The organism is Brenneria roseae subsp. roseae (assembly GCF_003115845.1).
Lineage (GTDB): Bacteria > Pseudomonadota > Gammaproteobacteria > Enterobacterales > Enterobacteriaceae > Brenneria > Brenneria roseae.
Window position 1 is genome coordinate 277,809 of record NZ_KZ819027.1, and the last position, 22,675, is coordinate 300,483.

A 22,675-nucleotide genomic window follows, 5' to 3' on the forward strand; every position below is an offset into this window, starting at 1 on the left:
TAACCTTTTATTGCACGGTAAACTGACGACGTATTTTCCGCATCAGCAGGAACAACCACGGCCACAGTACACCGTCAACCACGCTATTCCAGAAAGTTTCAGGCCGAAACGAGATGTTAATCACCAGGAATTCGGCCCAGAACACAATCAAATCCATCAACAGCGACAGCAGCATGACAATCAACGCCTGCTGCCATAATGCCATATTCCTGAAAAGCTGAAATTTAAATGCCACCAGGTAAGCAACAATACTGAGCGCCAGCGCACGTACGCCAAGAGTAGACCCTAAAATCAGATCCATAATGATGCCGAGCACAAATCCGGTACCGACATTAACCCGATGCGGCAACGCCATCACCCAGTAGATCAGAAATAACGTCAGCCAGGAAGGACGATAAATATAGATTTCATCCGGCCACGGCATGATCTGCAATACCATGGCGATTAAAAACGAGAGCCAGATAATCCAGTTGCCGTGTCTGCGATAGCGGTTCATTGACGGCCTCCCGGCGATGTCGTAACGGGAGGCGGCGGCCCCATTTCATCGGGAGCAGGTAATACCTGCGGCATCATCTGCATCAGCCGTTCATTGGCGACCCGATGAACCTCTTCCGGTGGCAACACGGTGTTGGTATTTCTGTCCACGCCCCATAACAGCAACAGATAACGCAAGCGCTGCAAGCCCGCGGTCGGACGCGCCTGAATAATCGTATAAGCGCGCTGGGTATCAATTTTAACTGACGACACCACGGCGACCGGATACCCCTCAGGGAAACGTCCGCCCAATCCAGACGTGACCAGAACATCGCCAACGCGAATGTCGGTGTTATTGGGCAAATGCTCCAGTTGCAGGTCGTCTGCACAGCCATTTCCCGCGGCAATCACGCGGATATCATTGCGCAGCACCTGAATCGGCAACGCATGGGAAACATCACAAATCAGCAGAATCCGGCTGGTAAACTGCCCAACCGCCACCACCTGACCGACCACGCCTTTGTCGCTGATGACCGGCTGGCCTTCATATACGCCGTTTACCCGACCTTTATCGATCACCATCTGATCGCTATAAGGATCGGTACCGGCGGAAATCACCTGCGTCACCATTTTCTGCTCGTCCTGACGCAGCGGCGATCCCAGCAACTCACGAAGACGAGCATTCTCCTGCTTGAGTTGCCCTAACAGCAGCAGATCGCTGTTTTTCATCAGCAATTCCTGACGCAGCGCGGTATTTTCGATCCCCAGCTGTTCACGGGTTGCCAATGATGCCGAGACGTTATCCAGCACTTCACGCGGGCCATTTGCCAGAAAATAAAACGGACTGACCGCAGTATCCATGTACGTTCTGATTTTAGTGAACGTGCCAAGCCGACTGTCAGCAATAATCACAGAAATCGCGGTGACGACAGCAAGAAAAAGTCGTAACTGCAGGGAAGGTCCCCTGCTAAAAATCGGCTTCATAAAATTCGTGTATTCCTCGACAACAATAAAAAATCGCCAGGCGCGATTTTTAACAACGCAAAGCGTTGGCCCGCAGGGCGAGTCTCACGGATGAGACGAGTCAAAAAGCGCCAGAAGCGATTTTCAACGTGGCAACGCAAAGGCCCGGAGGATGGCAGGCAGGGAAAACCCAATTATACGAAATCGTCAGGAGACGATTTCGTATAACGCGACGCGTTGTTCCGCAGGGCGAGTCTTATGCATGCCCCATACGAAAAAAGGGGTAACCGTGCGGGATGAAAAACGCACGCGTTCATCCATACGGTCCCCCTTTTTCCCGGCCAGATTATTCTTCGCTGAACAAATCGCCACCGTGCATGTCGATCATTTCCAGCGCTTTACCACCGCCGCGCGCGACACAGGTCAGCGGATCTTCGGCCACCACGACCGGAATACCCGTTTCTTCCATCAGCAGACGATCGAGGTTGCGCAATAGTGCGCCGCCGCCAGTCAACACCATGCCACGTTCAGATATATCAGAAGCCAGTTCCGGCGGACACTGTTCCAACGCCACCATCACCGCGCTAACAATCCCCGTCAGCGGTTCCTGTAATGCTTCCAGAATCTCATTAGAGTTCAGGTTAAAGCCACGCGGCACCCCTTCAGCCAGGTTACGGCCGCGGACTTCAATTTCAAGCACTTCATCACCCGGATATGCCGAACCGATCTCATGCTTGATACGCTCTGCCGTGGCTTCACCAATCAGTGAACCGTAATTACGGCGAACATAGTTGATAATCGCTTCATCGAAGCGGTCGCCACCAATACGCACGGAAGAGGAATATACCACCCCGTTCAGGGAGATCACGGCCACTTCCGTCGTACCGCCGCCGATATCCACAACCATGGAACCCGTGGCTTCAGAAACAGGCAGGCCCGCGCCAATCGCAGCAGCCATCGGCTCTTCAATCAAAAAGACTTCACGCGCCCCGGCCCCCTGCGCAGATTCACGAATCGCACGCCGCTCCACCTGCGTGGCGCCAACCGGCACGCACACCAGCACTCGCGGGCTTGGGCGCATAAAGCTATTGCTGTGCACTTGCTTGATAAAATGCTGTAGCATTTTTTCAGTCACAAAGAAGTCGGCAATCACGCCGTCCTTCATCGGACGAATAGCCGCGATATTACCAGGCGTTCGACCCAGCATTTGTTTAGCGTCATGACCGACAGCGGCGACGCTTTTCGGAGATCCAGCACGGTCCTGACGAATAGCGACCACTGAAGGTTCATTCAGTACGATGCCCTGCCCTTTAACATAAATCAGGGTATTGGCGGTACCCAGGTCGATGGACAAGTCGTTGGAAAACATGCCACGAAATTTCTTAAACATAACTAAAGGATAATCCTGCAAGCTGGGGGCGAAAAATAAATCCGCCTACTTTACCAACCACACGAAGCAGCGACAAGGCACGAAAACGCTCTGCTCCGGTGAAAAAAGTCTGTGTTGTACCGTTCGGCTTTCAAAAGGAACCCGCACACAGCGGTCTTTCCTCCAGGCGGCGAGGTAGACTATCGCGTTCCGCCCGACAGAATAGTACGAACACAGGACATAAAAGCTAACATTTAATCGGATTGCCGCTAACGTAAGTACATACTAACCCATTCGACAACCGACTCATTCTACGTCAATTTGACCAGGACTTTTACACTAAACACGATAGCGAGGTGAATATTTTTTCAACTCTTCCCCCACCGGAAGCGAAGCGGCAAAAAAATCCCCCTGTCCGCCATAAACGCCCTTCTCCAATAACGTGCGCCACTCTTCTTTAGTACGAACGCCGGCGGCAAAAACCGTCGTCTGAGTACCTTTACAGGCTTCCGTCAGACTTTGTACGAATAACTGATTTTCCGGACGACGTTCAAGACTGCGCACCAGCCCCGGGTGGAGCTTAATCATTTCCACTGACAACGACTTGATATAAGTCGTACTGACCAGCGTTAACCCAGCCTGTGTCACCGCAAGACGACAGCCCAGGCCCAGCACCAGATCCAGAATCGGGCGCAGACGGCCGATATATTGACAAACATCCGCCTCTGCAAGTTCAAATAAAATGCGCTGCCGCTGTTTTTTCGGACATTGCATCAGCGTTTCCCGCAGCCATCGGATAAATGGCTTTTGCAGCAGCGAGTCAACACTTACCGGCATCGCCAGCGTTTCTTCAGGCCAGCCTGCCGATAACGCAAGAATGCGGGAGATAAGCTGCCGATCGTAACTGGCGGTCAACCCCAGTTGCTGAACTATTGGCATATATTCCGCGGCCAGCAGTTCCTGAGTACCATCGTAGATACGGCTCATCATTTCACGGTGGTGTACGACCCCCTCCCGGGTGACCGCCGGTTTCTGATACAGCCTCGGGCCGCCTCTTGCAAGCGTCAGCTCCAGCAACGTTCGCCATTTCACACTGCCCCGGCCTTTATCCGGCACCTGTCGGTCAAACACGCACCAGCCGTTTCCTCCCTGCAATACCGCGTTACGGGTCGCGTCTTCGACACTTTCCATCACCTGTTCCGGGCTTTGTCCGCTGCGATAAGCACAAATCCCGATATGCAGGATATCTTCACGATCAATCCGCGGGGTTGCAGGCAGAATATCAATGGCATTGACTAACTGAGCGGCAATATTATCGGCTTCTTTCAGGGTACGGTGCGGCAATAATACCGTAAAATCATTATTGAAATAACGCGCCAGTAATGCCGAGGGATAGCGCATGACAAAGGTCGACAGCAAATTCACCAACGTATAACGGTATTCCTGGATCACACCGTTATAACCATGCGTTTCCTGTAACGTTTCAAAATCAGGCACCCGGATCATCATGACGATACCGTGGGTACCGACATCTTCAATGTCTTCCAGTTGTGTCGTCAGCTGATTGTCAAAAAACAGACGATTGTTGAGGCCCGTTTCCGCATCCTGAGCCGCAAATGCGCGGATTAATGTATCAACGCGGCTGCGTTCTTCACGCGCGGCGGTTAAATCAGACAGCAACTGGTCGATCGCGCCGCTGGCGTTTACCGGCCATTCCCTTACGGAACCATGCATCACCGACTCTCGTTCGCCATTCAGAATTCGCCGGGCCCGTTCTTCCAGCTCCTCCTGTCCGGCGGTTTGGTGACGCAGCCATTGAATAGACAAATAAAGCACCAGCACCATTAAGCCAATGGCCAGAAGCACCGACAGCGTCGACATCAGAAAACGCGGGGCGCCAATCAGGGGATCGAGATAGGTGACAACCACCACCAGATCCAGATGATGCATCAAATCAAGTTGAGTATCGCTATAGCGATAACTGCGGACATCCCCGGCTTCAGGCAGTTGCACCGAATACAGAACCGAATTCGCATCCATAATCTCTAACGCGACGATACCGGCCGTTTTCATCATGGCCGGTAGCCAGAATTTGATATTCTCGGGCGATTGCACCAAAAGTGCCTGATCGATACTGGCGGCGACTTCTCTTAACTGTTGTGAAGTTCGCTGCTGGCTATAATAGAAGAGGCTAAAGATACTGCTGGAAAGCATCAGAAAAATCGCCAATGCCGTCAGCAGCGTCATGAGTATGGAGAACCTGGTCGTAAATCCCATCCCTGCGTCCTATTTCCGGATAAATGTCGTTTCTGCGAGTGTCCTGTTTTTATCGGTTCGCTTTATACCCAATAGATTTCAGGATGCGAGCAAACGCCAACCGCATGCATCCCTGCCCGGCGCAGATTGGAATGCTGCCTGCGATGCTCCCAAAGGGTGAGGCCCAAAGAGAAACCGGGTCATAACGCCAGCTCACCAATAACCTGAAAGATGACGGATATATACTACCTGTTACAAATATAGTCGTTAAATAATTCCACATCTTTTTTATCCTGCGCAGCGTTCATCGACGGATGTTGATCCGGAACAGACGCGCGACCATGCAATCAGGTGGGTTGTTACACCCTGCAAAGAAGTATTTCGTTTGCCTGCGCGGTGTTCCCCACATAATTCATCTATAAATTAAGTAAGCCGCTATGTAAAAGACACCACATTACGTCAGTAATAATAAAAACTGGCTGGAGTACACCATGCATAAACATCGCAAATTAACCGAAGCCGATGTCACCCCGGAATCTGTTTTTCATGACCGACGACGCGTGTTGAAAACGCTGGGGATAACAGCGGCGGCGCTGTCATTGCCTCTAACCGCGAAAGCGGATCTGTTCGCCTGGTTCAAGGGCAACGATCGTCCCAAAGCGCCGCCAGGAAAACCGTTATCCTTTGCTCAGCCAGCCGGCTGGCGGCTCAATTTGCCGCTCACGCCGGAAGATAAAGTCACGGGTTACAACAATTTCTATGAATTCGGTCTGGACAAGGCCGATCCGGCCGCCAATGCGGGGGGACTGAAAACCGAAGGTTGGACAATCCAGATCGACGGAGAAGTCGCCAAACCCATCACGCTGGATATTGACGATCTGATTAAACGTTTCCCGTTGGAAGAAAGAATTTACCGTTTCCGTTGTGTCGAAGCCTGGTCGATGGTTGTCCCCTGGGTTGGTTTTGAACTGGCAAAACTGATCAAGTTTGCCGATCCCACCGGCAACGCGCGCTATATTGCGTTTCAGACACTCTACGACCCGGAACAAATGCCGGGACAAAAAGATCGTTTTATCGGCGGCGGACTCAGTTATCCCTATGTCGAAGGATTGAGGCTGGATGAAGCCATGCATCCGCTTTCTCTTCTCACCGTTGGCGTGTATGGCAAAACGCTGCCTCCCCAGAACGGCGCACCGATCAGGTTGATTACACCGTGGAAATACGGTTTTAAAAACATCAAATCCATCGTGAAGATAAGCCTCACCCGCGATCGTCCCCCCTCGACCTGGAACCTTGCCGCACCCGATGAATATGGTTTCTACGCCAATGTGAATCCGCATGTGGATCATCCTCGCTGGTCACAGGCGACAGAGCGCGTCATTGGTGCCGGCGGTCTGCTTGATGTACAGCGCCAGCCGACACGGCTATTCAATGGTTACGCCGAGCAGGTTGCATCACTGTATCGGGGCATGGACCTGCGGGAGAACTTTTAACTTGCTCTGGCGATGTACAGATCCCGACGCAGCCTTACGCGCTCAGGCGTCTGTCATCAAGACGAACGATCTCAGGAAAAGAGAATGCGACTGACGCTTCAACAGATTAAGTGGCTCAAGGTCATTATCCATTTAGCCGCAGCGTTACCGCTTTTATGGTTAATCCTGGCCGTCGTTCAATCATGGCTGAGCGCCGATCCGGCCAAAGATATCCAGCATTTTACCGGCAGAATGGCGCTTAAGCTGTTGATCGCCACCTTGCTGGTTACTCCACTGGCCCGCTATGCCAAACAACCGCTGCTGATTCACTGTCGGCGTATGATCGGTCTCTGGTGTTTCACATGGGCCACGTTGCATCTGATCAGTTATTCGGTGTTGGAACTGGGTCTGAATCATCTGGCCTTGCTGGGAGCAGAGTTGATCTCTCGTCCCTATTTAACGATCGGTATCATCAGTTGGCTGATTTTACTGGCGCTGGCCCTGACTTCACCACGGGTGATAATGCGCAAGTTGGGATCTCACTGGCAAAAACTGCATAACTTCGTCTATCTGGTCGCCATTCTCGCCCCGATACACTATCTTTGGTCAGTCAAAACGCTATCACCACAACCCATTTTGTACTCGCTGGCGGTGTTGGCTTTATTGTTATTGCGTTATAAAAAGTTTCGCCAGTGGTGGCGCTAAATGGGGCAACGACGTTCATGCTTGCTGTTAAAACCGCGCTCTTTTCGCCGATCATATCGGGCTACTGCGGGAATATCTCCGCAGATAAGACCAGTATTTAGCTGCTAATTGCTACGATATGGTTATAATGCACGACTTTAATTTTTCAACGCCGGACAATTTTCACGCGAAAGGTGACAAACGAATAGCTTCGCGCTATTTTGTGCGACACCATTTTTGCAATCTGGGCGAATCGCGGGAGATAGCAGCACAATGGCAGAAAAGTTTCACATTTTGCTTTTGAATGGTCCAAACCTCAATCTGCTGGGTACCCGCGAGCCGGATAAGTACGGCAGTACGACGCTGGCCGAGATTGTCAGTAACCTGGAAACACAGGCACAGGTGCTGGATGTGAGTTTTTCCCATCTGCAGTCCAATGCGGAACATGTCTTGATCGATCGAATCCATCAGGCCAGAGGAAACACGGATTTTATTTTGATTAATCCGGCGGCATTTACTCACACCAGCGTCGCTCTGCGTGATGCCCTGCTGGCAGTAGCCATCCCGTTTATCGAAATTCATTTGTCCAACGTGCATGCACGTGAAGCTTTCCGTCATCACTCCTACCTTTCAGATATCGCGGTAGGCGTGATCTGCGGACTCGGGGCAGATGGTTATAACTATGCTTTACAGACAGCGGTAAAACGTTTGTCAACTTCCAATTAAACAAGAAGAGTACGGAACCACATCCATGGATATTCGTAAAATCAAAAAACTGATCGAACTGGTTGAAGAGTCCGGCATCGCCGAACTGGAAATTTCTGAAGGTGAAGAATCAGTACGTATCAGTCGTGCCCCGGCAGCACCAAGCTATCCAGTAATGCAGCAGGCCTATGCGCCGATGATGCAACAGCAGCCTGCTCTGGCTGCCGCAGTCGCACCAGCGCCAGCCGCGGATACAGCAGCGGCTGCACCGGCTGCAATCAGTGGTCACATCGTTCGTTCTCCAATGGTTGGTACGTTCTACCGCACCCCAAGCCCTGACGCTAAAGCGTTTGTCGAAGTGGGTCAGCAAGTGAATGTCGGTGACACGCTTTGCATCGTTGAAGCCATGAAAATGATGAACCAAATCGAAGCCGACAAAGCAGGCGTGGTCAAAGCGATTCTTGTCGACAACGGTCAACCGGTTGAATTTGACGAGCCATTAGTTGTCATCGAATAACGAGGCTTACCATGCTAGATAAAATCGTTATCGCTAATCGCGGAGAGATTGCGTTGCGCATTTTGCGTGCCTGCAAAGAGCTGGGCATCAAAACCGTTGCCGTTCACTCCAGCGCAGACCGCGATCTGAAACACGTATTACTGGCGGATGAAACCGTGTGTATCGGCCCGGCGCCGTCCACCAAAAGCTATCTGAACATCCCGGCAATCATCTCTGCCGCGGAAATTACCGGATCGGCGGCGATTCATCCCGGTTACGGCTTTCTGTCAGAAAATGCCGACTTTGCCGAGCAGGTTGAGCGTTCAGGCTTCATTTTCATCGGTCCGCGTGCCGATACCATTCGCCTGATGGGCGATAAAGTCTCCGCGATCAGCGCCATGAAAAAAGCCGGTGTACCCTGCGTTCCGGGTTCCGACGGCCCGTTAGACAGCGATATGGATAAGAACCGCGCCTTTGCCAAGCGTATTGGCTATCCGGTAATTATCAAAGCGTCCGGCGGCGGCGGCGGTCGCGGGATGCGCGTTGTACGCAGCGATAAAGAACTGGAACAATCCATCAATATGACCCGTGCGGAAGCCAAAGCCGCTTTCAACAACGATATGGTCTATATGGAAAAATATCTGGAAAACCCACGTCACGTGGAAATCCAGGTACTGGCTGACGGTCAGGGGAATGCCATTTATCTGGCGGAACGCGACTGCTCCATGCAGCGCCGCCACCAGAAAGTGGTGGAAGAAGCGCCGGCGCCGGGCATCACCAGTGAACTGCGCCAGTTTATCGGCGACCGCTGTGCGAAAGCCTGTATTGATATCAACTATCGCGGCGCCGGCACATTTGAATTCCTGTATGAAAACGGCGAGTTCTATTTCATTGAAATGAACACCCGTATTCAGGTGGAACACCCGGTTACCGAGATGATTACCGGCGTGGATTTGATCAAGGAGCAATTGCGTATTGCTGCCGGTCAGCCCTTGTCCATCAAGCAGAAAGACGTTCACGTCCGTGGTCACGCGGTGGAATGCCGTATCAACGCCGAAGACCCGAACACCTTCCTGCCGAGTCCGGGTAAAATCACCCGCTTCCACGCGCCGGGCGGTTTCGGCGTTCGCTGGGAGTCGCATATCTACGCCGGGTATACCGTCCCGCCGTACTATGATTCCATGATCGGCAAGCTGATCACTTACGGTGAAACCCGTGAAGTCGCCATTTCCCGGATGAAAAATGCGTTGGCAGAGCTGATTATCGATGGCATCAAAACCAACGTTGAGCTACAGATGAAGATCATGAACGATGAAAACTTCCAGAAAGGTGGCACAAACATCCACTATCTGGAGAAGAAACTCGGTTTGCAGTAAATATCACCGGTTTTCTATCGTTAAGAAGGTAAAAGGTCGGTGAAAACCGGCCTTTTTGCTGTTCGGTCAATTCAGACCGGGTAATTACCCACTTGCCGTCCATATAACTCCCACTACGCCATGTCTGCGCGATTAAAGCCGCCGCCAGGTCTGCATCAGGCCAAAAAGATGAACGCCCCCATAGCCGAGGCAAATAAGCGAGCTCCACATATCGAAGGGAGCGATCTGACCGCCTGCGGTAATAAGAAGCGGAATTACCACAAGTCCACGCAGCAAATACACTGCCGTGATGATGCACAGAGCAGGTTTAAGCATTGGCAGCTTTCGAAGAACGCCACTTCCTGAAAGCGCATAGACGCTCCACAGTAAGAGGATCAATGTGATACCTGCGGTGACGAGCAGCGGATACCACTGTCCCGCGGCAGCGGCCGATGCCATTCGTTCTCCAGCGCCGAAGAAACGATACCACGGCGCTCCGCCAAGAATAACGGCAATGTGGAGTAACGCGGCAATGGCACTCAGCCCCGCAGCGATAACGAGTAAGACATTATATTTGACTGGCGCCTGCGCCGAATTTTTATGAGAACCCGTCATGTTTTCTCCCTTGAGGAACTCAGCCCCCAAAGCGCTAAAAATAATATAACGGCAAATGCCATCCAGTGCGGCACGACGAGAACTGAGCCAAAGCGGGCAAAACCATAGCCGAGAAAAAGCACGGTAAAAGCGAGGTACTGAGCGAATACCAGCAGGGTAACCGACTTTCTCCATACCTGTTTTTGGGCTGCGTAAAACAGTGCGATTGAATTAATGAACAAGATGGCAGAAGTAGCGTGCCAGACAACAGAGCCGACCGCGCTTACATAGTCGGATACGTTGCCTGCAATAATAGCATCATGAATTTTCGGCCCGCCTTTGAATACATGAATAAAAAAAGTGAGGAACGACAGGCTGCACGCGACCAAAAGTGGTTTATTCATAGAATTTCCCTTTATAAACCTTTCTGAGCAGAGTTGGGTTTCATTGCTGTGGTTACTCAAAACCATACGGATGCGTATGTATTGCCTATTTTCTTGAAAATGTCAATACGCTAACGTATGGTTGCGGACATGACGCAAAAAAAGAAAAACAGACTGTCGCGTGAGGATTGGATATTGTCCGGCTTTCGCGCGCTTTCCCGGGCCGGTTCGTCTGCGCTCAAAGCCGAGGCGTTGGCACGTGAACTTAAAACAACCAAGGGGTCGTTTTACTGGCATTTCAAAGATGTCGCTGACTTTGAAGCGGCCATGCTGGCCTATTGGAGATTACGGGCGAACGAAGGGGTGATTGCTGCGGTGGAACAGGCAAAAGCATCCCCACAGGAAGATCTGCGGACGCTCGTACGCATCATTACCGACCTGCGTGATGAGAGCAATGGAGGATTACGCTCCGAAAGCGCCATCAGACAATGGGCGGTCACCAACCATTGCGTCGCTGAGGCCCTACTCGAGGTCGACGCTGCAAGACTGGATTATCTGACCAAACAATTTGTGCGCGCCGGTTTTTCCGACGAGCGTGCGACCTTGTTCGGGCAGGCTATGTATGCGGCAGTGATCGGGTTTGAGTATCTGGAACTACAACAGCTTGCAACTACGCAAACAGGATTAACCGGATTATTGGACGCGCTGCTCCTGACGGACAGCGCGTGAAGGCCGACAATGATTAATCTTGAACTCATCGACAGGGAAGAGAGAAAAACAAAGGGAATTTTCTATCACCCTCCTTACTCCAGCTTATTATAGGGAAAAAATGGATACACGTTTCATGCAAGCGCATAGGGAAGCCCGTTGGGCTTTTTTCCTGACGCTGGCCTACCTGTTCGCCTGGATTCTGGCGGCTTACCTGCCCGACAGCGCACAGGGCATCACGGGGCTGCCCCACTGGTTTGAAATGGCATGCCTGCTGCTGCCACTTATTTTTACGCTATTGTGCTGGCTGATGGTGCGATTCATTTTCCGCGACATCTCCCTGGAGAATGACGATGCAAAATGAAGTGCTTTTACCATTGCTAGGCTATCTGCTGCTGGTTTTCGGGCTCTCGGTATACGCTTACCGCCGTCGCCAGGCCGGTAACTTTCTCAATGAGTATTTCCTCGGCGGGCGTTCAATGGGCGGTTTTGTCCTGGCAATGACGCTTATCGGCACCTATGTCAGCGCCAGCTCGTTTATTGGCGGGCCGGGCGCAGCCTATAAGTATGGGTTGGGCTGGGTACTGCTCTCAATGATTCAGTTGCCCACGATGCTGTTGTCACTGGGCATTCTGGGGAAAAAATTCGCCATTCTGGCCAGACGTTACAATGCCATCACGCTCAATGACATGCTGTATGCCCGCTACGGCAGCCGCCTGCTGGTATGGTTCGCCAGCCTCAGCCTGCTCGTCGCTTTTATCGGCGCCATGGCGGTACAATTCATTGGCGGCGCACGCCTGCTGGAGACCGCCGCCAATATTCCCTACGATATCGGCCTGTTGATTTTTGGCGTCACTATCGCCCTGTACACCGCTTTTGGCGGCTTTCGCGCCAGCGTACTAAACGATGCCATGCAGGGCATCGTCATGCTGTTAGGCACGGTGATACTGCTGGTGGGCGTTATCCATGCCGCAGGCGGCTTACACAGCGCCGTGGATAAGCTACAGCAAATCGATCCCGCGCTGGTGACGCCGCAGGGCAGCGATCAGATCCTGTCCATGCCTTTTATGGCGTCGTTCTGGGTGCTGGTCTGCTTCGGGGTGATCGGTCTGCCCAATACGGCCGTGCGCTGTATCTCCTACCGTGACAGTAAGGCGCTGCATCGGGGAATTATTATCGGTACCATCGTGATCGGTATTCTCATGCTGGGTATGCATTTGGCCGGCGCACTGGGCCGGGCCGTCATGCCAGATCTGACCATTCCCGATCGGGTGCTGCCAGCCCTGATGGTGACCGTCTTGCCTCCTCTGGCGGCAGGCATCTTTCTCGCCGCGCCAATGGCGGCTATCATGTCCAACATAAATGCGCATCTGCTTCAGGCCGCGGCCACAATCATCAAAGACCTCTATCTCAATGTACGACCACGGCAGGCACACAATGAGCGGCACATCAAGCGCCTTTCCAGCATGACGACGCTGTTGCTGGGATTACTCGTACTGGTCGCATCCTGGCGACCACCGGAAATGATCATCTGGCTCAATCTGCTGGCGTTTGGCGGTCTGGAAGCCGTGTTCCTGTGGCCGCTGGTACTGGGTCTTTACTGGGAACGTGCCAATGCCGCAGGTGCGCTGAGCGCCATGTTCAGCGGCGCCATTTGCTATACCTTACTGGCCAGCTTCAATCTCCAACTGGCCGGTTTTCACCCCATTGTGCCATCGCTGCTGCTGAGCCTGATGGCGTTTATGGTTGGCAACCGGTTCGGTCATCAGGCCCCTCAACCGGTTGCCGCTTCAACTTCACTTTAAATGTAATAGAGACTGCCATGCCGTGGATTCAACTGAAAATTAATACCTCTGGTAGCCATGCGGAACAACTGGGTGATGCGCTAATCGAGAGCGGTGCGGTATCCGTTACGTTTCAGGATACTCACGATACGCCGGTGTTTGAGCCACTGCCCGGGGAAACCCGTTTATGGGGTGATACCGATGTCATTGGCTTATATGACGCGGAAACCGAGATGGTCGATATTGTCGCCACGCTGGAACAGGAACCGTTGCTGGGCGTCGGTTTTAAACACAAAATCGAGCAGTTAGAAGACAAAGACTGGGAACGAGAATGGATGGACAATTTCCATCCGATGCGTTTCGGCGAGCGTTTATGGATTTGCCCAAGCTGGCGCGACATCCCCGATCAAACCGCCGTCAATGTTATGCTCGATCCCGGACTGGCTTTTGGCACCGGGACGCATCCGACAACCGCACTGTGTTTGCAATGGCTGGATGGACTGGACCTACAGGGTAAAACCATTATCGATTTCGGCTGTGGCTCTGGCATTCTGGCGATCGCCGCGCTGAAACTGGGCGCTTCCCGTGCTATCGGCATTGATATCGACCCCCAGGCGATTCAGGCAAGCCGTGATAACGCGCAACGAAATAACGTCTCTGACCGCCTTGAACTCTACCTGCCGAAAGACCAGCCCGCTAACTTGTCGGCAGATGTTGTCGTGGCCAATATTCTGGCCGGCCCCCTGCGTGAACTGGCGCCGCTTATCAGTGACCTGCCTAAATCTGGTGGCTATCTCGGCCTGTCGGGCGTCCTGGCCACACAAGCCGAGGGCGTGGCAGAAGCCTACGAAGAGAAATTCACCCTCGATCCTGTCGCCGAACGTGAAGAGTGGTGTCGTATTACGGGCCGGCGCAAATAATCCCGCAGACCGGCAATCCACTGTAACTGGCGTTACAGTGGATTCTGTGCCCGCCTGATTATCGGCTTTTTACCCTGTCATAGCCTGTTGTCGGCTCAGTTTGCGATGACAGCCAGTAAATCGGATAAGATTTACCGTGGTTTTTTTGCAGCCTCATCAAAGGATTGCTCTGGAAAATCCGACTTCAGATGATGAATGCCGGCTAAAAATGGCACCGTGCGCAGATAAAATTCTGTTGCCAGAGGAATATTTTTTAGAGCAAAAAACAAGCATAATCATTCAACTTATTGTTAAATATATATAATATTTTCCTATAACTTCACAAACTGCATTTTCATTGATCGATAGCGGCAAATTGGTCAAAGTTTGGCCTTTCATCTGACGTAAAAAATGCGTAATATACGCGCCCTTGCAGACACAGTATGGTCACTCTTTGTCTATGCGCATTGGACAATTTCAGCTTACCAATCGCCTGGTAGCAGCCCCGATGGCGGGTATTAGCGATCGCCCGTTCAGAGCACTCTGCCATGCAATGGGCGCTGGAATGACCGTGTCTGAAATGCTCTCTTCCAATCCGGAAGTGTGGCGTTCAGATAAGTCACGTTTGCGCATGGTACATAGCGATGAACCGGGTATCCGAGCCGTGCAGATTGCGGGTTGTGATCCGGATGAAATGGCTGTGGCCGCCAGAATCAATACTGATTTCGGCGCACAGATCATCGACATCAATATGGGCTGTCCGGCAAAGAAGGTGAACCGCAAGATGGCAGGATCTGCATTATTGCAGTATCCGGATTTGGTTAAACAGATCCTCTCAGCGGTAGTGAAAGCGGTAGACGTACCGGTGACGCTGAAAATCCGTACCGGCTGGGCGCCAGAGCACCGTAACTGCGTAGAGATTGCCAGATTGGCCGAAGATTGTGGTATCCAGGCCCTGACCGTTCATGGACGCACCCGTGCGTGCCTGTTCAATGGTTCGGCGGAATACGACAGTATTCGGACAGTTAAGCAGGCCGTTTCCATTCCCATCATTGCGAATGGCGACATTACTGACCCGCATAAAGCCAGAGCGGTTCTTGATTACACTGGGGCTGATGCCCTGATGATAGGACGAGCCGCTCAGGGAAGACCCTGGATCTTTCGGGAAATCCAGCATTATCTGGACACAGGGGAGTTGCTGGCACCGATGCCGTTGGCAGAGGTTAAGCGCTTGTTGATCGAGCATATACGGGAATTGCACGACTTTTATGGTCCAGGCAAGGGATTTCGTATTGCTCGTAAGCACGTATCCTGGTATCTCCAGGAGCACGCTCCAAACGACCAGTTTAGGCGCACGTTCAACGCCATTGAGGATGCCGGCGAGCAGCTGGAGGCGTTGAAGGCATATTTTGAAAATCTTGCGTAAACAGAAAAAGAGCTGACAGAACTATGTTCGAACAACGCGTGAATTCTGACGTACTGACCGTTTCCACCGTAAACTCTCAGGCTCAGGTAACCCAAAAACCCCTGCGCGACTCGGTTAAACAGGCACTGAAGAACTATTTTGCTCAACTGAACGGTCAGGACGTTAATGACCTGTATGAGTTGGTATTGGCTGAAGTTGAACAGCCGCTGTTGGACATGGTGATGCAATACACCCGCGGCAACCAAACCCGCGCAGCGCTGATGATGGGTATCAACCGCGGCACCCTGCGTAAGAAACTGAAAAAATACGGCATGAACTGATACTAATCGGTTAACTGTTTGAAAAAAGGCGCTTCCACCTCTTTGGTTAAGCGCCTTTTTCTTGTGCCTGACAGATTGTTGCCACCTTAATCACCTCCACTCTCACTTTCAGCCGCACCGCGCTTTTCTCTGGTTAATCCACCGCGAAATCATGGTCAAAACAGCGGATGAAAACTATATTCATTGTTGATATAAACCATCGCTTTATATGATTAGCAAAACAATATGACATAACGTAGATTCGCTTGGTTTAACGCTAATAACGGCAGATTGCCGTCCTGATGAGGTTTCCGTAATGAAGAAAATCAGTTTTGCTTTACTGGCTGGCGCATTGTTCGCAACCAGTGCATTCGCTCAGGCACAAGATGACCTCAGCGCTATCAAATCTGCGGGTGTCATTAAAATCGGAACAGAGGGCACCTACGCGCCTTATACCTATCATGACAAATCAGGTGAACTGGTTGGTTTTGATGTGGAAATTGGCCGCGCCGTCGCTGAAAAACTGGGCGTCAAAGCCCAGTTTATTGAAGGCCGCTGGGATGGCCTGATTGCCGGTATCGATGCCAAACGCTATGACGCCGTGATTAACCAAGTCGGCGTGACCAAAGAGCGTCAGGCCAAATACGACTTCTCTAAGCCGTATATTGATTCAAAAGCCGTCTTGATTACCCGTGGTGACAATACTTCTATCAAGGATTTCAGCGATCTGAAAGGGAAGAAGTCCGCGCAAAGTCTGACCAGTAATTACGCCAAGCTGGCAACCAGTCACGGTGCGGAAATTGTCCCGACAGATGGCTTTAACCAGTCACTGGATCTGGTACTCAGCGGTCGTGCCGACGCCACGTTAAACGATAATCTGTCCTTCCTCGATTTCAAAAAACAAAAGCCGGACGCCAATGTTAAAATCATTGCGACCTCCCCTACCGGCGAGCCCTCTGCTATTTTGGTCCGCAAAAACCAGCCACAGTTGGTCGATGCGTTGAATAAAGCATTGGATGAAATTAAAGCGGATGGCACCTATAAAACGATAGCTGTGCGATACTTCGGGCAGGATGTATCTCAATAATCGCATTGTTATCGGAGTTATTTTTCATGCCGCCTTGGCTACAACTTATGGCAGACTCCTTTTGGAGTCTGCTGTCTGCGGGACTTAAATTCACCGTTCCCCTCGCCATTCTTTCCTTTATATTTGGATTGGCCGTTGGCGTGACCGTTGCGTTGATTCGTCTCTATGGTCCAAAACCGTTGAAGTGGCTGGGTGACTTCTACGTTTGGGTTATCCGTGGAACACCGCTGTTGGTGCAGCTTTTCCTCATCTTTTATGGGCTTCCCAGCGCCGGTATCACGCTTGATGCATTTCCCGCTGCATTAATCGGCTTTACTATCAGCGTCGGCGCCTACAGCTCTGAAATCGTCCGGGGAGCCATCCTGTCGGTTCCCAAGGGCCAATGGAGCGCCGCTTACTCTCTTGGCATGAATGGCACACAGGCAATCCGCTGGGTCATCTTTCCGCAATCCGTTTTTGTATCGTTGCCGCCTTTATCCAATACGTTTATCTCGTTAATTAAAGACACATCGCTGGCCGCCGTCATTACCGTTCCAGAAATGTTCCTGTCCGCACAGCGGATTGTTTCCGTCACCTACGAGCCGTTGATTCTCTACATCGAAGCCGCCTTGATTTACCTGATGTTCAGCACCGTGCTCAGTCAGTTACAGGTGAAGCTGGAGAAATATTACCAGCGTCATATTGTGCATTGATTTTCTGTTCGCCAGCCTGTGCTGATGTTCTGGCTGGCCTATCCCAATCTTCAATATCCTGAAGACAATCCTTTTTTCTTGCGGCGCTGAAAGGTATCACACCGCCTTTAGCTATCGCTTTCCTCAACGCCGCTGCGAATCAATAGTTCCCAAACCATCAGTTTTTGCGCACTAAAACAGGGCAAGGTAACTACCTTGCATTTATTCTGGTGCATCAATATTTCCTGAACATTGCTCCTCAAAACAGATTATTTATAACATTTACATTAATTATCAAATAGATAAATAGTTGGCATCTTGTTTGCTTAGCTCTTGCCACGGCGGTAAGCCGACTGACAGGAATGGTGCACCTAAAATTGTGCGCCGCAACACAACAGCATATAACTATCTAGCTACTAGGATGATTATGAAAAAAGTGATTATTTCTACTCTGGTTGCCGGCGCTTCATTATTTGCCGCGATTAATCAGGCTCATGCTGGCGCAACCCTGGATGCGATTCAGAAAAAAGGCTTCGTACAATGTGGTATCAGCGACGGGTTACCCGGCTTTTCTTACGCAGATGCCAGCGGCAAATACTCTGGTATTGATGTTGACGTATGCAAGGGTGTAGCAGCAGCGGTATTTGGCGATGCAAATAAAGTAAAATATACCCCGCTGACCGCTAAAGAACGTTTTACCGCCCTGCAATCCGGTGAAGTCGATATCCTGTCTCGTAATACAACCTGGACTTCTTCTCGCGATAGCGGCATGGGCATGCTCTTTACTGGCGTAACCTATTATGATGGCATCGGTTTTCTGACCCACAATAAAGCCGGGTTAACCAGTGCGAAAGAGCTGGATGGCGCAACCGTTTGCATCCAGGCTGGTACGGATACCGAACTGAACGTTGCTGATTATTTCAAAACACACAAAATGCAGTACACCCCGGTGACGTTCGACCGTTCTGACGAAAGCGCCAAAGCGTTGGAGTCCGGCCGCTGCGATACGCTGGCTTCTGACCAGTCTCAGTTGTATGCGCTGCGTATCAAACTGAGCAATCCGAGCGAATTCATCGTATTACCAGAAGTGATCTCTAAAGAACCGCTGGGACCTGTTGTCCGCCGCGGTGATGAAGAATGGTTCTCTGTCGTTCGCTGGACGCTGTTTGCAATGTTGAACGCCGAAGAAATGGGCGTAACATCCCAGAACGTCGATCAACTGGCAGCAAAACCAACAACGCCAGATATGTCTCATCTGCTTGGCCACGAAGGCAACTACGGTAAAGATCTTAAATTACCTAATGATTGGGCTTTCAAAATCATCAAACAAGTCGGCAACTACGGTGAAATCTTCGAACGCAACGTCGGTATGGGCAGCGAGTTGAAAATCAAACGCGGTCTGAACGAGCTGTGGAATAATGGCGGGATCCAGTACGCGCCAGCCGTACGCTAATTACCTGCAGACACCGGGTGCAGCCACAACAGGTTGCACCCTCTGTATCCCCGTTATTGAGGCTTCAACATGCTACAACGCCCAACCGTGAAAAGTGATTTATCACTAACTAATCCAGCGGTGCGCGCCTGGCTGTATCAAATCATCGTTGTTATCGCCGTATTAGCTACCGCTGGTTACCTGTTACATAACACCGTTACTAACCTGGCCCAGAGGGGAATCACGTCCGGATTCGCCTTTTTAAACAACACCGCGGGCTTTGGCATTGTCCAGCATCTGATTGATTATCAACAGGGCGATACCTACGCACGCGTTTTTCTTGTCGGATTACTCAATACGCTGCTGGTGTCAGCCTTGTGTATTGTTTTCGCTTCTATCCTTGGTTTTATCATTGGACTGGCACGCTTATCGGATAACTGGTTATTGCGGAAAATCTCCACCATCTACATTGAAATCTTCCGTAATATTCCGCCGCTATTGCAGATCTTTTTCTGGTATTTTGCCGTACTGCGTAACTTACCTGGACCACGGCAATCCATTAACGCTTTTGATATCGCCTTTCTCAGCAACCGTGGTTTTTACCTGCCTTCCCCAGAAGCAGGGCCGGGAGCAATAGCATTTTGCCTTTCCGTTATGATTACGTTAGTCACTGCGATTGCTGTCTTTCGTGCCAATAAACGCTACCACACCCTAACGGGTCAGCAACGCAAGACATGGCCCGTCGTTTTGGGCGTATTGGCCATACTGCTCGTATTGAGTCACGTGGTTTTTGGACGAGCGATACATTGGGATATACCTGAATTAAAAGGGTTCAACTTCCGCGGCGGAATGGTATTAATTCCTGAACTGGCGGCTTTGACGCTGGCCCTTTCGGTTTATACCTCATCGTTTATTGCCGAAATCATTCGCTCGGGGATCCAATCCGTTTCTCATGGTCAACATGAGGCCGCACGCTCCCTAGGCCTGCCAAACCCGGTAACCTTACGCAAAGTTATCCTCCCACAGGCATTGCGTGTGATTATTCCTCCGTTAACCAGCCAGTATCTTAATATCGTCAAAAACTCTTCGTTGGCAGCCGCTATCGGTTATCCAGACATGGTCTCGCTGTTCGCCGGATCGGTGCTGAACCAAACGGGTCAGGCAATCGAAACTATCGCTATTACGATGTCGGTCTACCTCATCATCAGCCTGCTGATATCCCTGTTGATGAACATCTATAACCGCAAGATTGCTCTCGTTGAACGTTAAGAGGACTCATGACGATGATTCAACCTATTCAGAACCGTCAGGCCCCTCTTTTCAGAGCGATCCATTGGGCACGACAAAATCTTTTTTCCAACGTAACCAATAGCCTGCTCACACTGCTTTGCCTGTGGTTACTATGGATTGCCATTCCTCCGTTATTAAACTGGGCGATATTCCAGGCAAACTGGGTTGGCACTACCCGTAACGACTGTACACAAGACGGCGCGTGCTGGGTCTTTATCCATGCCAGATTCGGTCATTTCATGTATGGGCTTTATCCGGTAGAGGAAATCTGGCGCATTAATTTTGCATTGGTCATTGGCCTGCTCAGCATTCTGCCAATGTTTTTGCGCCATCTTCCGCATCGTGGACGCTACATTGCAATTTGGGCTGTTGCCTATCCATTGATCGCCTGGTGGCTGCTCTACGGTGGATTCGGCGGGCTTCCTCGCGTGGAAACCCGTCAATGGGGCGGGTTGACGCTGACATTAATCATTGCTGCGGTTGGTATAGCTGGCGCTTTACCGCTTGGTATTCTGCTGGCGTTGGGACGTCGTTCCACATTGCCTATCGTTCGTATGCTCTCCGTTGTGTTCATCGAGTTCTGGCGGGGTGTGCCGTTAATTACCGTATTGTTCATGTCCTCGGTCATGCTCCCGTTATTTTTAACGGAAGGAACCAGTATCGATAAGCTACTGAGAGCGTTGGTGGGGGTCATTCTTTTTCAGTCTGCCTATGTTGCCGAGGTTGTCCGCGGCGGCTTACAGGCATTACCGAAAGGCCAATATGAAGCAGCAGAGTCACTGGGATTAGGCTATTGGCGCATGCAGGGGTTGGTCATTCTGCCACAGGCGCTGAAAATGGTGATCCCTGGATTGGTGAACACCATTATCGCTCTGTTTAAGGATACCAGTCTGGTGATCATCATTGGTTTATTCGATCTCTTCAGCAGTATTCAGCAGGCAACTGTCGATCCGACCTGGCTTGGTATGTCGACCGAAGGCTATGTTTTTGCCGCCATGATCTATTGGATCTTTTGTTTCAGCATGTCGCGCTATAGCCAACATCTGGAAAATCGTTTTAACACCGGACATAAGTCGCACTGAGGCCATCCATGAATCAGAATTCTTTAACGCAATCAGCCGATCACATGATCACACTAGAGAATGTGAATAAGTGGTTTGGGCAATTCCACGTACTGAAAGACATCAACCTGCAGGTCAAACAGGGTGAGCGAATTGTACTTTGCGGCCCGTCAGGCTCAGGTAAATCCACGACCATACGTTGTATCAACCATCTGGAAGAGCATCAGCAAGGACGTATTGTCGTTGATGGTGTGGAATTAAATGGTGACTTGCGGAACATCGAAAAAATAAGAACAGAAGTGGGTATGGTATTCCAACACTTTAATCTGTTCCCACATTTAACCGTATTGCAGAATTGCACGCTGGCCCCTTGCTGGGTACGCCATACGCCGAAAAAAGAGGCTGAAGAACTGGCAATGCATTACCTGGAGCGTGTTCGCATCGCAGCCCACGCGCACAAGTTCCCAGGTCAGCTGTCCGGAGGACAACAGCAACGTGTCGCGATTGCGCGTTCACTGTGTATGAAACCCAAAATCATGTTGTTTGATGAACCAACCTCGGCACTGGATCCTGAAATGGTAAAAGAAGTGCTGGATACCATGCTTGGGCTTGCTCAGGACGGAATGACCATGCTGTGTGTAACTCATGAAATGGGCTTTGCAAAAACCGTTGCCGATCGGGTGATCTTCATGGATCAAGGAGAAATCGTTGAGCAGGCCTCACCTGACATCTTCTTCTCCAGTCCGCGTTCTGAACGCACCCAAATGTTCCTGGCACAAATCCTTCACTAATAGAAAAGATACCAAGCAAAACGTTCCGTAAAAGCCTGCCAGAGAGCAGGCTTTTATTTCTGTAGCAGGGGCCGACAAGTACCACCTTATCTAACAAAACCCTCCGCACCCGAATGGGCTACAACGCAAAAAGCCCCCGTCTTTCGACGAGGGCTTCTCTCTAATTTGATGCCTGGCAGTTCCCTACTCTCACATGGGGAGACCCCACACTACCATCGGCGCTACGGCGTTTCACTGCTGAGTTCGGCATGGGGTCAGGTGGGACCACCGCGCTATCGCCGCCAGGCAAATTTCTCGTCTCTTCCTGAGACTCGCCCTTCGGGCCGTCGCTTTGCGACGTACAAAATCGTTCCCGACGATTTTGTCTGTTCCCTTTTCAGGCCAGCGCTCCGCGCTGTTTAATGTCTGCGTTATACGCAAACACCTTAATCTTCAATCTTTGAACAAGCTAAAATATCTTCGTCTCTCTAAAACAC

The 22,675-nt window shown here is 51.1% G+C and carries 23 protein-coding genes and 1 rRNA gene; 17 read left to right on the plus strand and 7 right to left on the minus strand.

Annotated elements, in window-relative coordinates; all coding sequences use genetic code 11:
- Positions 1-7: 7 nt before the first annotated feature.
- From mreD to csrD, 4 genes are all read right to left on the minus strand, one after another.
- A complete protein-coding gene (gene mreD, locus DDT52_RS10480) occupies positions 8-496 on the minus strand; it encodes a rod shape-determining protein MreD (RefSeq protein ID WP_136156288.1) in 489 nt (162 codons plus the stop codon).
- Positions 493-1,458 carry a rod shape-determining protein MreC gene (mreC, locus tag DDT52_RS10485; RefSeq protein WP_136156289.1) on the minus strand — a complete coding sequence of 322 codons (966 nt, stop codon included), beginning with the start codon at positions 1,456-1,458 and terminating at the stop codon, positions 493-495. Before mreC ends, mreD begins: the two co-directional genes overlap by 4 nt.
- A 325-nt stretch (positions 1,459-1,783) precedes the next feature.
- Positions 1,784-2,827 (minus strand): rod shape-determining protein MreB, encoded by a 1,044-nt coding sequence (gene mreB / locus DDT52_RS10490; RefSeq protein WP_009114770.1) that lies wholly within the window; start codon positions 2,825-2,827, stop codon positions 1,784-1,786.
- A gap of 318 nt (positions 2,828-3,145) precedes the next feature.
- Complete coding sequence (csrD, locus tag DDT52_RS10495) at positions 3,146-5,083, minus strand: RNase E specificity factor CsrD (RefSeq protein WP_136156290.1); 1,938 nt, start codon at positions 5,081-5,083, stop codon at positions 3,146-3,148.
- 470 nt (positions 5,084-5,553) lie between these two features.
- On the opposite strand from csrD, the gene msrP reads away from it, so the two are divergent.
- The 5 genes from msrP to accC all read left to right on the plus strand — a co-directional run bounded on the left by msrP (position 5,554) and on the right by accC (position 9,795).
- The gene (gene msrP, locus DDT52_RS10500; protein ID WP_136156291.1) at positions 5,554-6,555 is read left to right on the plus strand and encodes a protein-methionine-sulfoxide reductase catalytic subunit MsrP; all 1,002 of its coding nucleotides are present in this window, start codon (positions 5,554-5,556) and stop codon (positions 6,553-6,555) included.
- A gap of 84 nt (positions 6,556-6,639) precedes the next feature.
- A complete protein-coding gene (gene msrQ / locus DDT52_RS10505; RefSeq protein ID WP_136156292.1) occupies positions 6,640-7,239 on the plus strand; it encodes a protein-methionine-sulfoxide reductase heme-binding subunit MsrQ in 600 nt (199 codons plus the stop codon).
- Positions 7,240-7,491: 252 nt separating this feature from the next.
- A complete protein-coding gene (aroQ, locus tag DDT52_RS10510; protein ID WP_136156293.1) occupies positions 7,492-7,944 on the plus strand; it encodes a type II 3-dehydroquinate dehydratase in 453 nt (150 codons plus the stop codon).
- Between the two features lie 25 nt (positions 7,945-7,969).
- Positions 7,970-8,440, plus strand: a complete 471-nt coding sequence (gene accB, locus DDT52_RS10515; protein ID WP_136156294.1) for an acetyl-CoA carboxylase biotin carboxyl carrier protein — start codon at positions 7,970-7,972, stop codon at positions 8,438-8,440.
- An 11-nt stretch (positions 8,441-8,451) separates the two neighbouring features.
- The gene (gene accC / locus DDT52_RS10520; RefSeq protein ID WP_109053739.1) at positions 8,452-9,795 is read left to right on the plus strand and encodes an acetyl-CoA carboxylase biotin carboxylase subunit; all 1,344 of its coding nucleotides are present in this window, start codon (positions 8,452-8,454) and stop codon (positions 9,793-9,795) included.
- A gap of 132 nt (positions 9,796-9,927) precedes the next feature.
- On the opposite strand, the gene DDT52_RS10525 is transcribed toward accC, so the two are convergent.
- Both DDT52_RS10525 and DDT52_RS10530 read right to left on the minus strand, forming a co-directional pair.
- A complete protein-coding gene (locus DDT52_RS10525; protein ID WP_136156295.1) occupies positions 9,928-10,389 on the minus strand; it encodes a hypothetical protein in 462 nt (153 codons plus the stop codon).
- The gene (locus DDT52_RS10530; protein WP_136156296.1) at positions 10,386-10,772 is read right to left on the minus strand and encodes a hypothetical protein; all 387 of its coding nucleotides are present in this window, start codon (positions 10,770-10,772) and stop codon (positions 10,386-10,388) included. The genes DDT52_RS10525 and DDT52_RS10530 overlap by 4 nt, the downstream gene beginning before the upstream one ends.
- A gap of 174 nt (positions 10,773-10,946) precedes the next feature.
- Here DDT52_RS10530 and DDT52_RS10535 point away from each other — a divergent pair, with 174 nt between their 5' ends.
- The 12 genes from DDT52_RS10535 (at position 10,947) to DDT52_RS10590 (ending at position 22,199) form a co-directional block, all read left to right on the plus strand.
- Complete coding sequence (locus tag DDT52_RS10535) at positions 10,947-11,480, plus strand: TetR/AcrR family transcriptional regulator (protein ID WP_168709758.1); 534 nt, start codon at positions 10,947-10,949, stop codon at positions 11,478-11,480.
- A gap of 100 nt (positions 11,481-11,580) precedes the next feature.
- Complete coding sequence (locus DDT52_RS10540; RefSeq protein WP_136156298.1) at positions 11,581-11,823, plus strand: YhdT family protein; 243 nt, start codon at positions 11,581-11,583, stop codon at positions 11,821-11,823.
- The gene (gene panF, locus DDT52_RS10545; RefSeq protein ID WP_136156299.1) at positions 11,813-13,264 is read left to right on the plus strand and encodes a sodium/pantothenate symporter; all 1,452 of its coding nucleotides are present in this window, start codon (positions 11,813-11,815) and stop codon (positions 13,262-13,264) included. Before DDT52_RS10540 ends, panF begins: the two co-directional genes overlap by 11 nt.
- A 17-nt stretch (positions 13,265-13,281) precedes the next feature.
- The gene (gene prmA, locus DDT52_RS10550) at positions 13,282-14,163 is read left to right on the plus strand and encodes a 50S ribosomal protein L11 methyltransferase (protein ID WP_136156300.1); all 882 of its coding nucleotides are present in this window, start codon (positions 13,282-13,284) and stop codon (positions 14,161-14,163) included.
- Between the two features lie 439 nt (positions 14,164-14,602).
- Positions 14,603-15,568 (plus strand): tRNA dihydrouridine synthase DusB, encoded by a 966-nt coding sequence (dusB, locus tag DDT52_RS10555; protein ID WP_136156301.1) that lies wholly within the window; start codon positions 14,603-14,605, stop codon positions 15,566-15,568.
- Between the two features lie 23 nt (positions 15,569-15,591).
- The gene (gene fis, locus DDT52_RS10560) at positions 15,592-15,888 is read left to right on the plus strand and encodes a DNA-binding transcriptional regulator Fis (RefSeq protein WP_012883002.1); all 297 of its coding nucleotides are present in this window, start codon (positions 15,592-15,594) and stop codon (positions 15,886-15,888) included.
- A 295-nt stretch (positions 15,889-16,183) separates the two neighbouring features.
- Positions 16,184-16,954 carry an amino acid ABC transporter substrate-binding protein gene (locus DDT52_RS10565; RefSeq protein ID WP_136156302.1) on the plus strand — a complete coding sequence of 257 codons (771 nt, stop codon included), beginning with the start codon at positions 16,184-16,186 and terminating at the stop codon, positions 16,952-16,954.
- A 26-nt stretch (positions 16,955-16,980) separates the two neighbouring features.
- Positions 16,981-17,646: an amino acid ABC transporter permease gene (locus tag DDT52_RS10570; protein ID WP_109053730.1), complete on the plus strand. Its 666-nt coding sequence runs from the start codon at positions 16,981-16,983 to the stop codon at positions 17,644-17,646.
- Positions 17,647-18,052: 406 nt separating this feature from the next.
- The gene (locus DDT52_RS10575) at positions 18,053-19,078 is read left to right on the plus strand and encodes an amino acid ABC transporter substrate-binding protein (protein ID WP_136156303.1); all 1,026 of its coding nucleotides are present in this window, start codon (positions 18,053-18,055) and stop codon (positions 19,076-19,078) included.
- 69 nt (positions 19,079-19,147) lie between these two features.
- Complete coding sequence (locus DDT52_RS10580; protein ID WP_136156304.1) at positions 19,148-20,326, plus strand: amino acid ABC transporter permease; 1,179 nt, start codon at positions 19,148-19,150, stop codon at positions 20,324-20,326.
- 8 nt (positions 20,327-20,334) lie between these two features.
- The gene (locus DDT52_RS10585) at positions 20,335-21,429 is read left to right on the plus strand and encodes an amino acid ABC transporter permease (protein ID WP_136156305.1); all 1,095 of its coding nucleotides are present in this window, start codon (positions 20,335-20,337) and stop codon (positions 21,427-21,429) included.
- Between the two features lie 8 nt (positions 21,430-21,437).
- Complete coding sequence (locus DDT52_RS10590; RefSeq protein ID WP_136156306.1) at positions 21,438-22,199, plus strand: amino acid ABC transporter ATP-binding protein; 762 nt, start codon at positions 21,438-21,440, stop codon at positions 22,197-22,199.
- A 170-nt stretch (positions 22,200-22,369) separates the two neighbouring features.
- On the opposite strand, the gene rrf is transcribed toward DDT52_RS10590, so the two are convergent.
- Positions 22,370-22,485 (minus strand): 5S ribosomal RNA (gene rrf / locus DDT52_RS10595).
- Positions 22,486-22,675 lie beyond the last annotated feature (190 nt).